Source organism: Hyphomonas oceanitis (assembly GCF_036964545.1).
GTDB lineage: Bacteria > Pseudomonadota > Alphaproteobacteria > Caulobacterales > Hyphomonadaceae > Hyphomonas > Hyphomonas oceanitis.
The window spans coordinates 691,086-704,489 of sequence record NZ_JBALTL010000002.1 but is presented as its reverse complement, the minus strand read 5'-3'; the positions used below and the strand labels follow the sequence as shown (position 1 = coordinate 704,489).

Genomic DNA, 13,404 nt, shown 5'->3' with positions numbered 1-13,404 from the left:
AAAAAAACACGGAAAATGAACCCCCAAAAGTGCCGCATTCCAAGCGGAACTTGTCACAGGGGCTCAAAAGCCTGGCCGTCCTGTTTGTGCTGGGGTCTGCCTCAGCTGTCGCCGGGCTATTCATGGTCGATTCCTCGGGCCAGCCCACGCATGGCACTGCGGACGCCGCAACGCCCCTACCCCTGGCGGTTACGCTGCTCAGCGCGAGAGACCTAGCCCAACCGAAAATTCTTGAACACGAAACCGGCACCTTGAAGCCGCGGGAGACGCTGACAGAACTAGTCGTCAGCCTCGGCGCCAACCACCAGGACGCCAATGGCGCACTGCAGACATTGTATTCAGGTGACCTGCTTGATGCCCGTCGTCTCCGGCCAGGCCTGAAAGCCGAAACTTATCTCGATGGCGACAGACTGACGGCGCTTTCGATCCGCGCCGAATCTGACCGCAGCCTGCTTATCACGCGTGACCAGAACGGAACCTGGGAAGCCACCGCCCTCAATGCCCGCCTGACACCCAGCTACAAGCGCGTCGCCGCATCAATCAATACTTCGATCTATGAGACGGCCCGCAGTCTTGGCGCCGGTGACCAGCAGGTCGTCGATTTTGCTGATGCTTTCGCCTATGACGTGGACTTCCAGCGTGAAATCCATCCTGGCGACAAGTTCGAGATTGTCTACGAGACCTATGTCGACGAGCGCGGCAATCCCGTGAAAACCGGCAATGTGGTCTTCGCCTCTCTCAATGGTAAGGCCCTGAGCCGCGACTTTTATCGCTTCACGCCCAGCGACGACCAGACGCCGGACTATTACGACAGCAAGGGCGAAAGCGCGACCAAGTTCCTGATGAAGACGCCCATCAATGGCGCAAGGCTCTCATCCTCCTTTGGCACGCGTCGTCACCCGATTTCCGGCTACACGCGCCTCCACAAGGGCACCGACTTTGCGGCGCCTTCAGGCACCCCGGTTTTCGCCGCAGGCAATGGCGTCGTCGTCCGCGCCAATCGCTATGGCACCTACGGAAATTTCGTAAAAATCAAGCACGCAAACGGCTATGAAACGGCCTATGCGCACCTCTCCCGCTTTGGCAAAGGCATCAAGGCTGGCACCCGCGTGCGTCAGGGCGACATCATCGCCTATGTCGGCTCGACAGGCGCGTCGACTGGTCCGCATCTGCACTATGAAGTGTACATCAAGGGTACTGCGGTCAATGCCATGGCGCTGAAGCTGCCTACCGGCCGAAAACTCGCAGAATCCCCTGAAATTCTTGCGGAATTTGCCGAGAGGAAGGCCGACATAGACCATATCCGGGCTGAAAGCGGCGCTGAGTTCAATCAGGCCCTACTGGTATCGGCGACCACTCACCAACCCTGATTCCCCGTCAGATGCAGTTCCACCCCTGAAAACGCCGGCCATGGCGTATTTCTTGCTTTTTGTGACCTGAAAAACTTCGCGCGGCCCTCCTTAAGGCCCGTCAGGGATATCAGGCATGAAACATCAAATACAAAGACCGGCACACGTCGACCGGTCGCTCCGCCCACATTACGTGGCAGAACGGGTGGTTGCAGGCCTTGTCGTCCTGGGCATGCTGATGCTCTTCGTCTTCGTGCGGCCGCAACAGCCGGGAAGCCTGACCAGCGCAGATGCGGCGCAAGCCATGCTCGATTTCCGCGATAACATGCCATCAGGCTCGACAGCCGAACGTATCGGCCAAGTCACGTCCGGTGCCGCCGCGGCTGACGTGCTGGAAGTGCTGGGCGCCAGCGCGACAGATGCCGCTTCTGCCGTCTCAGCGCTCCGCCAGACAGGCCTGGTTGATCGTAAACGCATGCGCCCCGGCACGGCCCTCACCGCTTATTTCGACGAGAGTGCGATGGATGGCGAAACGAGCCGCCTGATTGCCGTATCGATCAAACCGAATGCCAAGAACACGTTGCTCGCGACGCGACAGGCCGATGACAGCTTTTTCGTGAGCGTCCTGACAGCCCGTCTGGTCACGTCGCACCGCCGGGCAGCCGGCATTATCGAAACAGACCTGCAGACAGCTCTCGTAGCAGGTGGCGGCACACCAGCACATGCGGCGAGCCTTGCCGCCCTTTTTCCCGATGACACCGTCCTGGCGACTGGCGGCGAGCCTGGAGACCGTTTTGATACTGTGTTCGAGGTCGCCGAAGACGAACGCGGAAATTTCATCGAGAACGGTGATCTCGTCTTTGCCGCCTTCAACGGCGAGACCAGTAGCGGAAGCTGGTACCGCTATACACCGGTAGACACAGGCCGAACCGAGTTCTTCGACGCGAATGGCGTCGCCGCGCAGCCATTCCTGACGCGCTACCCCATCGGACGCGTCCCAATCAATTCAGGCTTTGGCCAACGCTACCACCCTCTGACGGGGCAGCTGCACCTGCACACCGGTATCGACTTTCAGGCCCCTGCCGGCACGCCAATACAAGTGGCCGGTGATGGCATAGTGGAATTCATGGGCTTCAGCGAAGGCTACGGTCGCCATATCCGGGTGCGTCACAAGCGCGGCTATGAAACGCTCTACGCCCATATGTCGGGCTTCGCTGGGGTGGCATTGGGTCAAATGGTAAAGGCGGGCGACGTTATCGGCTATGTCGGGGATTCAGGATCGGCAACAGGCGAACACCTTCACTATGAAATCCGGCGGGACGGCCGATGGGTCAACCCGATGACCCTTGAACTGCCCTCGGGCCGCAATCTGGCTTCAGATCCTGCCGAACTCGCCGCGTTCATGAAACAGAAGGGGGAGATCGACGTCCTCAGAGGCGCGACCGAAGGAGTGGCACTGGCAACCGCCTCCACCTTTTTGCCGGTCATCCAACCCAACAGCCCATAAAAAAAGCCGCCGCACCTGCCAGAGCAGATGCGGCGGCCATGATAAAATGCCAGGCGATCAGTTGAGGACGGCACGCCCCTTGGCGAAATCGTTCGGCACGCCATTGATCGAGAGCATGTCACCTTCAACCCCGACATGGATCGTCTCACCGTCGGCAATACGACCTTCGAGGAGCAGGCGCGCGAGCGGATCCTGCAACTCTTTCTGGATCACACGCTTCAATGGCCGGGCGCCGTACACAGGATCATAGCCGCGAGCGGCCAACCAGTTGCGGGCATCAAGGCTTAGGTCGAGTTTCATCTTGCGCGCCGACAGCAGCTTTTCGAGATGAACCATCTGGATGTCGACGATATGGTCGATCTCACCACGGCCGAGACGTTTGAAGAAGACGATCTCATCAATGCGGTTGATGAACTCCGGCCGGAAATGCATCCGGATAGCAGACATCACGCTCTCGCGCGCCGACTCCGACACCTCGCCTTCGTCGCCACTTGCAAGCGCATCAGCGCCGAGGTTCGACGTCATGATGATGATCGTATTCTTGAAGTCTACCGTGCGGCCCTGGCCATCGGTCAAACGACCATCGTCCAGCACTTGCAGCAGCGTGTTGAAGAGGTCCGGGTGGGCCTTCTCGACTTCATCGAACAGGATGACCTGATAGGGACGCCGCCGAACAGCTTCCGTCAGAGCACCGCCTTCATCATAGCCGACATAGCCCGGAGGCGCGCCGATTAGGCGGGCCACCGAGTGCTTCTCGGAATATTCGGACATGTCGAGACGCAGGATCGCCGTGTCGTCGTCGAACATGAACTCGGCGAGCGCCTTGGTCAGCTCGGTCTTGCCGACGCCGGTGGGGCCGACAAACAGGAAGGAACCGATCGGACGGTTCGGATCCTGCAGCCCGGCGCGGGCGCGGCGGACGGCATTCGAGACCGCTTCAAGGGCCGCGTCCTGACCGACCACGCGGGCCCGCAGGGCATCCTCCATATGGAGCAACTTCTCGCGTTCGCCTTCCATCATCTTGTCGACAGGAATGCCGGTCCACTTGGAAACGACACCCGCAATATGCTCAGGACGAACGACTTCAGAGACGAGGCCATCTTCGTCATCCTCGGCGCCTTCGACATCCTTGATCTGCTTTTCAAGCGCAGGGATGGTTGAGAATTTCAGCTCCGAGGCACGCGTCAAGTCACCCGTCCGCTGCGCTTCCGCCATATCGGCATAGGCACGGTCAAGCAGGTCCTTGGCATTGGCCGTGCCCTTCAGCTTGTTCTTCTCAGCCGACCACGCGGAGGTCAGCTCGTCCGACTTGGCCTGCAGGTCGGCAATATCGCCTTCGATCGTTTTCAGACGATCAATCGATGCGGTATCCTTCTCCTTTTTCAGCGCTTCGGCTTCGATCTTCAGCTGTAGGAGTCGACGATCAATCTCGTCCAGCGCTTCCGGCTTGGAGTCGACCTGCATACGAAGGCGCGAGGCAGCTTCATCCATCAGGTCGATGGCCTTGTCTGGCAGGAAGCGGTCTGTGATGTAACGGTTGGACAGGGTCGCCGCTGACACAATCGCCGCATCCGAAACACGCACACCATGGTGCGCCTCGTACCGGGCTTTCAGCCCACGGAGAATGGAGATCGTGTCATCGACAGATGGCTCATCGACAAATACAGCCATGAAGCGACGGGCCAGCGCCGGATCGCCTTCCACATATTTGCGATACTCATCCAGCGTCGTCGCGCCGATACAGTGGAGCTCACCGCGCGCAAGGGCCGGCTTCAACAGGTTTGAAGCATCCATTGCGCCGTCGGATTTTCCGGCGCCAACAAGCGTGTGCATCTCGTCAATGAACAAGATGACGCCGCCAGCTGCCTGCTGAACCTCGTTGAGCACGGCCTTCAGCCGCTCTTCGAATTCGCCGCGAAATTTAGCGCCGGCAATCAGCGCGCCCATGTCGAGCGCAAGCAGGCGCTTACCCTTCAGGCTTTCGGGCACATCGCCATTGATTATGCGCAGCGCAAGGCCTTCGGCAATCGCCGTCTTGCCAACGCCGGGCTCACCGATGAGAACGGGATTGTTCTTCGACCGGCGGGACAGGACCTGCATTGTACGGCGTATTTCCTCGTCACGGCCAATCACCGGGTCGAGCTTGCCATCACGCGCATCCTTGGTCAGGTCACGCGCATATTTCTTGAGTGCCTCATAGCCTTCTTCGGCATTGGCGCTATCGGCCGTGCGCCCCTGGCGCAATTCGGTGATGGCAGCGTCCAGTGATTTCGTCGTTACACCGGAGCTTTTCAGGACTTCAGCTGCAGGATCACCAGCCAAGCCGGCGATAGCGAGCAACAGACGCTCGGTTGTGACAAAGGAATCGCCCGTCTTCTTTGCGCTGGCTTCAGCGTCCTGGAACAGTTTGGCAGACGCCTGCTCAAGCCGCAGGCCATTATTGGCGCCAGTCACCTTGGGCAGCTTGCCCAACGCCGCGTCGACACCTTGAACAACCAGTTCGGGGCGGCCACCGGCCGCACGAATCAGGTTCACGGCCAACTGGTCGCGATCCTCCATCATGGTCTTCAGGATATGCGCTGGCGTCAGCGTCTGGTGCCCGCTCGCCAAAGCGGAAGTCTGGGCGCTCTGAACAATCGCGCGAGCGCGTTCGGTATATTGTTCAATATTCATTGTTATCCCCTCTCAAAGGCAGATTCGGTTTGGTTGAGGCCCCGCTCAGCGGCGGCCTGCAGTGATGAATTGGATTTGGGGAGTGATGCCGGGCCATACAAGACGCGCGACATGCGACACGATCAATCGCGTCTCAGGATATATTCCCGGTCCACTTGTTCGCCGACGGGAAAGTCATATTCGCCCACTTTGCGAAATCCGTAACGGGTGTAGAATCGCTGCGCGCCCTTATTGCCGGACCATACGCCGAGATACAGGGGTGGTCGGCCGGATATGTCCACCCATTCGAGCACGCGCGTCATCAGCGCGCCGCCTATGCCGGAGGACAGCATTCCCGGACGCACATAGAGCCGATGCAATTGGAGGGCCCCTTCAGGGATAGGATCGACGGGCAACTCGCAAGGACTGGCCTGCGCATAGCCAGCCAAATGACCGTCCGGCGCCTCAGCCAACCAGATCGGGCGACCTGGCGCACCAATCTGGCACTTCCAGCTTTGGAGCGCATAGTTTTCGGCCAGATAGATCTGCAGATCGACCGCGCTATAGAGATGCCCGAAAGCCGCAACGAATGAGGAGATGCCGAGGTCCCTGAGGGCCTCTGCATCCTTCAGTGTTGCAAGACGTATCAATGTCTCAGAGCCGCATGAGGGCGATCCCGCCCATCTCAGTCTGCAGTTGTCTCGGCCGAATCGTCTGCGCGCGCTTGCTCATCCGTTTCGGACGATGCTGATTTGCGGCGACCACGCGACAAGGTCTTCATCACGCCATCCGTCACGGCTTCAGGCTCTTCAGACGCATCCTTGGCGCGATAAGGCTTCCGGCGAGACTTCGGGCGATCGCCGTCGGCCTTGGGCTTCGAACGGCTCTCTTTGGGTGCCTCTGCCTTGCTGGAATCTGAATCGTCACTGGCGTCGATGACCTTCAGCGAATCCGGCTTGCCATTGTCATTGTCCGTATCGCGGGCATTGTCACGATCATCCTGGTTATCGTCCGGACGCGAGCGCGATGTCACCTGAACGGTGGCTTCCTCGTTGCTGTCGTCGGAGTTTGAATCATCGTCTGACGAATCATTACGATTATCGCGGTCATCACGGCGATTGTCGCGATCATCTCGGCCGTTGCGCTGTTGCGGCTGCTGGCGATCCTTGGCTTCCATCTGTTTTGCAACGATGCGCTGGTAATGCTCGGCAAACTGGAAGTAGGCCTCAGACAATACGCGGTCGCCGCTCGTTTGGGCGTCCCGGGCATATTGCTGGTACTTTTCCAGCACCTGCTGAGCAGATCCACGGATCTTCACGTCCGGACCAACACTTTCATAGTGCCGGTTCGGATTGTTGTGATTGTTGTTATTATTGTTACCGCCTGAGCGACGATTGCGCCCGCGTGAGCGTTTCATGAATGTATATCCCGTTTCATGCGCCTGCTTTTTGTCCTGCAGGCAGTTCCCAGCGCAATTGCCGAAGGAAGTGCTGTGGCCGAGCCCCGTTTTGCGAGAGTCTGGCGAGGGTGGAGCAGACTTGCCATACGCGGCTTCCAGCACCTCACGCATAGCTTCTAGCCTGTATTATTCACTCCGCCAAGCAAAAATATGCGTATTAACCTATGGGCTGCCGGGCCCATACAACCCGGTCATTCCCGCCTAGATCCTTTGCACTGCCGATGTCGGTCAACCCGGCGGCCGCCAGAATCGCCCGCACATCCCCCTGCTGATCATAACCGATCTCGAAAACAACCGGCGTTCCGGGCTTCAGGCGGGCCTGGGCAAGCCCTGCCAGTTCCCGATAGGCATCCAGACCATCCGCCCCACCGTCGAGGGCCGCGTCCGGGTCGTAAAGGCGCACTTCCGGGTCGAGAGAGGCAACGACCTCGGTACGAATATAAGGCGGGTTGGAGATGAGAAGGTCCACTGATCCCCAGCCGGACCATTCGGACCATGGCTGAACCGCAAGCTTTGCACGGATTTCCAGCCCATGCTGCGCGATATTCTCTGCCGCCAGCGAGGCCGCCGCCCCATCTGCCTCAACGCCTGTTCCTGATATATCCGGCCGCGTCACGAGCAGCGCTATCAGAAGGCACCCGGAACCGGTTCCAAGGTCAGCAATTTCCAGCCCGGGACTATCCGGCAAAAGGCGGAGCGCCGCCTCAACCACAGCCTCGCTATCGGCGCGCGGCACCAAAGCCCGCGCATCCGAAATGAAGTCCAGGCCAAAAAAGGAAGTCGTTCCGGCAATATGCTGAAAGGGCACGCGCGCCTCGCGCTGGCCGACCATGCGATCGAATATCTCCCTCACATCGTCTGGCGTCGCCATATGGCCCCTGAGGATGAGCTGGGATGTCGTCAGGCCAGACGCCAGCGACATTAGCAGGCGGGCTTCCCGTTGCGGGGATTCGATGCCAGCCTGCCGGAAGCATCCGGCGGCCCCAGCCATCAGATCCGTATAGGTCGGGCGGCTCAGTTCTCGTTCTCCATGGCCGCCAGCTTGCGCGCCTGGTCTTCCGTGATGAGCGCTTCGACCACATCGTTCAGCTTGTCGCCCGTAATGATCCGATCGAGTGAATAGAGCGTCAGGCCGATGCGGTGATCGGTCATCCGGTTTTCAGGGAAGTTATAGGTCCGCACCTTCTGGCTGCGGTCGCCTGAACCGATCTGGCTTGCCCGCGCTTCGGCGCGTTCGGCATCCTTGGCCGACCGCTCGCGCTCATAGAGGCGGATCTTCAGCTGATCCATCGCCTTTTCGCGGTTCACGTGCTGGGATTTTTCGGAGCTGGTCGCAACCAGGCCGGTGGGCAAGTGCGTGATGCGAACGGCCGAGTCGGTCGTGTTGACGTGCTGGCCGCCTGCGCCAGACGACCGCATCGTATCGATGCGGATATCTTCAGGACGAATATCGATCTCGACATTTTCCGGCGCTGGCAGCACGGCTACCGTGGCCGCTGACGTATGGATGCGCCCTTGTGTTTCTGTCGCCGGAACGCGCTGCACGCGGTGCACACCGCTTTCCCATTTCATGTGCCCGAACACTCCGTCACCAGACACGTTGGCAATCAGTTCCTTGTAGCCGCCTGCGTCACCTTCTGAGGCGTCCACGATATCGACCTTCCAGCCCATGATCTGGAAATAGCGCGAATACATGCGGAACAGGTCGCCTGCGAACAGGGCCGCCTCATCGCCGCCCGTGCCGGCGCGCAATTCGATCACGATATCGGCCTTGTCATCGACATCCTTGGGCAGGAGCAGGACCTGAACTTCCTGCTCAAGGGCCGGCAAACGGTCCTTGAGTTCCTCGACTTCATCGCGCGCGAGTTCCGCCATGTCCGCGTCGCCGCTGGCGACAAGCGCTTCAGCTTCTTTGAGCTCCTTGCGGGCCGACATCAGCTCGCGCGCCTTGTCGACCACCGGCTTCAGGTCGGAATGTTCTTTGGACAGGGCGATGATTTCAGCGGTTTCGGTGGTCGCGCCCATGCGGGCTTCGACCTGTTCGAACCGGTCGATCACCTGCTGTAGTCTGGAAGGAGAAATAGTGGCCATAGCGGCCCTTTAGAGCGGTTTTGAGGGCGCGTGAAGCGCCCTCGCTGCCACATCTGCAAGCTAGAGCAGAATTCGCACGACCTCATGGCCGGCGATAATGAACAATGTGATCGAGGCCAGGGCGAAGACCATGAACCGCAACGCCACCTTGGGCGACAGGATCTGGACGAAGGAATGGACAATCCGCAGGCCCACATAGATCCAAGCCATCAACTCCATGAAGTTGCCCTGCCCGCCCGTCAGCGCAGCGAAGAACATCAAAGCGTAGAAGATGGTCGGCTGCTCATGCAGGTGGTTGTAGTTGTCGGCCACGGAGCGGACATTGGCGGGCATACGATCCCCATAAGTGCCCGGATGGCGGGCCGCATCGGGATCGATCTGGGCCTTCTGCATCGCCGGAATGCGTGTGGCATACATCCAGAGCCACATTACGAGCGTCCAGCAGATCAGCGCGAGCACGGGCAATAGAAGTTCAACAATTACAGACATTTATAGCTCCCTCAGCTTTTCTTTTACGGGAGATTAGGGATCAATTCGCCATTTGAACAGCAGTTTCAGGAGGCGCAGCCTTATCTAAATGCGCTGCCAGAAAGGCCGTGAAGGCATCAATATCCCTGGGCACGATGCTATGCCCGCCGGGGCGCAGCCAATAGGCGAGATTCGATTCAGGGTCGAATGCCTGCATGCCCGCGTCCGAAAGCCCCTCCGCCGCATCCGCCGCGTAAACGGCAGAGGCAGCCTCAGCGGCGCGATACGTGGAATTGGGATCAGACCAGACATCCCTCCGGCCATTGCCCAGAAGCACGGGCGTTGGCGCTAACAGGGCCAGCAATTCGTGCTGATCCACTGGCAGACTGGGAAGATCCGTCAGATAGGCCTGCACACGTGGCGACAGCCAGTGCGGATAGGATTTGGCCATGCGCGCAAGGCCCTCGCCCGTTTCAGACCGCGACAGCGCCGCCCCTGCAAAACCGGACTGATGGGCGATCACAGCCGCGATACGGCGATCCCACACGCCCGCCATCAAGGCAGATTTGCCATGCCGCGAATGCCCCATCACCGCCATGCGTTTGCTATCAATGCGGGGGTCTGCTTCCAACACGTCCAGCGCCGCCGAGAAGCCATAGGACCATGCCATCAGCGCACTCGTCGGACTGATCGGGCCGCCCATTCTGGCCATCACGGCCTGCGCCTCGCCATTCTTGTCCGGCACGAGTTCACTGGCGTAGAAGCTGGCATAGGCCAGGCCCGCATCGAAATAGCGCGAGACCGGCACCTCAGCTATGTAGCGGCCGAAAATCTGGGTCACCACCTTTCCCATGATGCCATCCATTTCCGATCCGTCACAGAAAGACATGTCAGCGGCGGTGACGGGCTCCCCGGGAAATGAGGCGCAGTTGGTCGAGAATGTCTGGCTGACGACGACAGGCAAGGACCGATCTGACTTTGGAAAGGCCGCAACGAGATGGAAGAGGCGCGCGCCCTCGCCTGAGCCTATCGTAACTGCCGATTCCTCAAGCGTGCCCCGGCCATCCAGATAATCAGGATCGACAACACGCCACGGGCTGAAGGCGACAGCCATGCCTGTTGGCCAGGGGCCATAAAGCGCGTCCTCGAATGCCTGCTTTAGGTCCTCACGCACCGCTGGATTGCCAGTGATTGCCTGCACATCAAGGGGCGGTTGGGGAAGCGCCTTGTTACTTGTTTCGAGGCTCGCATAATTCATGCCGAGCATGGTGCAATTGGACATCACCAGAACCGTTATCCCTAACGCGATCAGCAGCGGCATCCGCTTCAGAAACCAGATCATGCGGGCAAACCTCTTTGCTTGGGACACGTAGTACCCAACTCATACCGCCATTTGTCGATTTGGGCAGGCCCTTCACGAAAACGTGGCTGTCCCATGGTCTTCTTAAAACAAGGCCTCTGTGCTGATCAGTCCGCAACAAATTTCGCACTTGCAGGGTCAAGTTTGGTCTGCACTATGATCTGATGAAATGGATCGCCCTTATTATTGGTTGTGTCTTCGGCCTCGCTGCTGGCACAGCGTCTGCGCTTGCTGCGGCAGGTATAGTTGGGCCCGGCATGCGTTTGGGCGGCGTCATCGACGCTAATGGTTGGCTGAGCGACTGGACCGTCGGATCCCCAAGCGCCAATCCTTGGACACGGGCATATATTGCCCGCCGCGGCCTCCTTGCCCTTACCAAGGAAGAAGCCGTCTACTTCACCCGCGCAAAAGACGATACGGGCCAGCCCCTCACAGAGGATTGCACCTATCGCGTCAGCGGCGAGACGATGCCCGCCCTTTGGTGGTCGGTTACGCTGTACGACGCGAAGAACTACCTGCCCCCCAACACTGATCAGGCGCTCGCCTACGATCTGACCAAAGCCACTAATGCCGGTCAGGCCGAGAATTGGTCTTTCCTCGTTGCGCCTGTGCGACCGGCAGAAGGCAATTGGGTGTCCAGCCGTTCTGCCGACAACTTTGACCTGACCTTGCGCCTCTACAAACCCGATGCCGCGCTGCTCGACGATCCGGAATCAGTTCTGACCCCGCCGTCGATTGAACGCCTGTCGTGCGGAGGCCAATCCTGATGCGCAGCTTCCTGACAGGTCTTGTCGCGTTTCTCGTTACCTTTGCCTTGGCGCATTTTATTGTGCTGAACGCCGTGCCTGGCAAGATCATGTCCAAGGTGCGTGAGCGGATGATGGATGGCGGCCTGCCCACACAACACTGGCAGATGACACCTCGCGTCTCCCCGGAGAACCAGCGGGTCGTTCGCCCCGCGCCAGATCTAGCCTACGCCATCTGCGTGATAGACTTGGCGGACGGCCCCGTCGAACTCGATGTTCCGGCCTGGAACGCCTATGGTTCACTATCGGTATTTTCTGCGCGGACAGACAACGTATATGCAGGCTCGCTAGACGCCCGCGCGGCCGGAACGCCGGATATGCGACGCATCGTTGTGGCGACAAGCAAGCAGGACGTACCGGCGGCAGGGGACGCTGAAATCGTGCGGGTTGAGCAACCTGAGGCCCTTGCGCTCATTCGCCGGCTCGCCCCGACGCAGGAGGCTTATGAAGAAGCCGCTGCCCTCATTCATGAAAGCCAGTGCAAGCCGCTTTAGCGCCTACTCCGCAGCCACTTCCGCCTGTTCGCGTTCAGCACGAAGACGTTCAGCCTTCTGCTCGACGAGACCGACGATGTGCTCGATCATGTCGGCGTTCGACACGTTGTGATCTGCGCGGCCCGCAACAAACATCTTGCCACTTTCCTTGCCGCCGCCCGTAAAACCAAGATCCGTCATCGCCGCTTCACCGGGGCCGTTGACGACACAGCCGATGATGGACAGCGAGATCGGTTCTGAAATGTGGGCAAGGCGCTTCTCGAGCGTCTCGACAGTTGTGATCACGTCAAAGCCCTGCCGCGCGCAGGACGGGCACGCAATGATGTTGACGCCGCGCGTGCGCAGGCCGAGCGACTTCAGCATCTCGAAGCCGACTTTCACTTCCTCAACCGGGTCTGCCGAAAGCGATACGCGGATCGTGTCGCCAATACCGGCCCAGAGCAGGTTGCCCATGCCGATGGACGACTTCACCGTGCCGGTGCGCAGGCCGCCCGCTTCGGTGATGCCGAGATGGAGGGGCGCGTCTGTGGCTTCGGCAAGCTGGTGGTAGGCAGCAGCCGTCATGAACATGTCAGACGCTTTCACGCTGATCTTGTACTCATGGAAGCCGAGATCATCGAGAATGCGCGCATGATCCAGCGCGCTCTCAACCATCGCATCAGGGCAAGGTTCACCGTATTTCTCGAGCAGGTGTCGCTCCAGCGAGCCGCCATTGACGCCGATCCGGATGGAGCAGCCATTGGCCCGCGCGGCATTCACGACTTCCTTCACACGCGCCTGAGACCCGATATTGCCTGGATTGATGCGCAGGCAGGCAGCGCCAGCTTCTGCGGCCTCTATGGCGCGCTTGTAGTGAAAATGGATGTCCGCAACGATCGGAACAGGGGAGGCCTTGCAGATCGCCTTCATGGCCGCTGTTGAATCTTCTGTCGGGCAGGAGACGCGCACGATATCGGCGCCGGCCTCAGCTGCACGCTCAATTTGCGCAATGGTGGCGGCAGCGTCTTCAGTCGGCGTGTTGGTCATTGTCTGGACAGCAATCGGTGCATCACCGCCAATTTCGACAGACCCAACGCGGATCTTGCGCGAGACGCGCCGGTCAATATTGCGCCAAGGCCGGATCGGATTGTGGCTCATGAGACGTGGGTCTCCCTGCGGCTGATTGCTGGGCCTGATGTGGCGCTTGCAGGCCCTTGCGTAAAGGCCTCACCGCACATT

Annotated in this window: 12 protein-coding genes; 4 read left to right on the top strand and 8 right to left on the bottom strand. The window is 59.7% G+C overall.

Annotation, left to right across the window (positions count from 1 at the left end; genetic code table 11):
- The first annotated feature begins 122 nt into the window (after positions 1–122).
- Together V7651_RS08405 and V7651_RS08400 are read left to right on the top strand one after the other, a co-directional pair.
- A complete protein-coding gene (locus tag V7651_RS08405) occupies positions 123–1,370 on the top strand; it encodes a M23 family metallopeptidase (protein WP_335612895.1) in 1,248 nt (415 codons plus the stop codon).
- A 115-nt stretch (positions 1,371–1,485) separates the two neighbouring features.
- Positions 1,486–2,856: a M23 family metallopeptidase gene (locus tag V7651_RS08400; protein ID WP_335612894.1), complete on the top strand. Its 1,371-nt coding sequence runs from the start codon at positions 1,486–1,488 to the stop codon at positions 2,854–2,856.
- A 57-nt stretch (positions 2,857–2,913) separates the two neighbouring features.
- On the opposite strand, the gene clpB is transcribed toward V7651_RS08400, so the two are convergent.
- The 7 genes from clpB to V7651_RS08365 all read right to left on the bottom strand — a co-directional run bounded on the left by clpB (position 2,914) and on the right by V7651_RS08365 (position 10,868).
- The gene (gene clpB / locus V7651_RS08395; protein WP_335590480.1) at positions 2,914–5,529 is read right to left on the bottom strand and encodes an ATP-dependent chaperone ClpB; all 2,616 of its coding nucleotides are present in this window, start codon (positions 5,527–5,529) and stop codon (positions 2,914–2,916) included.
- A gap of 122 nt (positions 5,530–5,651) precedes the next feature.
- Positions 5,652–6,158, bottom strand: coding sequence for a GNAT family N-acetyltransferase (locus tag V7651_RS08390; RefSeq protein WP_335612893.1), 507 nt, complete (start codon positions 6,156–6,158; stop codon positions 5,652–5,654).
- Between the two features lie 35 nt (positions 6,159–6,193).
- Positions 6,194–6,925 carry a DUF4167 domain-containing protein gene (locus V7651_RS08385; protein ID WP_084146134.1) on the bottom strand — a complete coding sequence of 244 codons (732 nt, stop codon included), beginning with the start codon at positions 6,923–6,925 and terminating at the stop codon, positions 6,194–6,196.
- A 199-nt stretch (positions 6,926–7,124) separates the two neighbouring features.
- Positions 7,125–7,958, bottom strand: a complete 834-nt coding sequence (prmC, locus tag V7651_RS08380) for a peptide chain release factor N(5)-glutamine methyltransferase (RefSeq protein ID WP_335612892.1) — start codon at positions 7,956–7,958, stop codon at positions 7,125–7,127.
- A gap of 23 nt (positions 7,959–7,981) precedes the next feature.
- Positions 7,982–9,058 carry a peptide chain release factor 1 gene (gene prfA / locus V7651_RS08375; RefSeq protein WP_035535993.1) on the bottom strand — a complete coding sequence of 359 codons (1,077 nt, stop codon included), beginning with the start codon at positions 9,056–9,058 and terminating at the stop codon, positions 7,982–7,984.
- Positions 9,059–9,118: 60 nt separating this feature from the next.
- On the bottom strand, positions 9,119–9,547 hold the full coding sequence (locus tag V7651_RS08370) for an MAPEG family protein (protein ID WP_335612891.1): 429 nt from the start codon (positions 9,545–9,547) through the stop codon (positions 9,119–9,121).
- A 40-nt stretch (positions 9,548–9,587) separates the two neighbouring features.
- Entirely contained in the window at positions 9,588–10,868 is a 1,281-nt protein-coding gene (locus tag V7651_RS08365; RefSeq protein ID WP_335612890.1) for an alpha/beta hydrolase family protein, read from the bottom strand.
- Between the two features lie 182 nt (positions 10,869–11,050).
- Here V7651_RS08365 and V7651_RS08360 point away from each other — a divergent pair, with 182 nt between their 5' ends.
- Positions 11,051–11,653: a DUF1214 domain-containing protein gene (locus tag V7651_RS08360; RefSeq protein ID WP_335612889.1), complete on the top strand. Its 603-nt coding sequence runs from the start codon at positions 11,051–11,053 to the stop codon at positions 11,651–11,653.
- Positions 11,653–12,186 (top strand): DUF1254 domain-containing protein, encoded by a 534-nt coding sequence (locus V7651_RS08355; protein WP_335612888.1) that lies wholly within the window; start codon positions 11,653–11,655, stop codon positions 12,184–12,186. The genes V7651_RS08360 and V7651_RS08355 overlap by 1 nt, the downstream gene beginning before the upstream one ends.
- A 3-nt stretch (positions 12,187–12,189) precedes the next feature.
- On the opposite strand, the gene ispG is transcribed toward V7651_RS08355, so the two are convergent.
- Complete coding sequence (ispG, locus tag V7651_RS08350) at positions 12,190–13,323, bottom strand: flavodoxin-dependent (E)-4-hydroxy-3-methylbut-2-enyl-diphosphate synthase (RefSeq protein WP_035536000.1); 1,134 nt, start codon at positions 13,321–13,323, stop codon at positions 12,190–12,192.
- Positions 13,324–13,404: the final 81 nt, after the last annotated feature.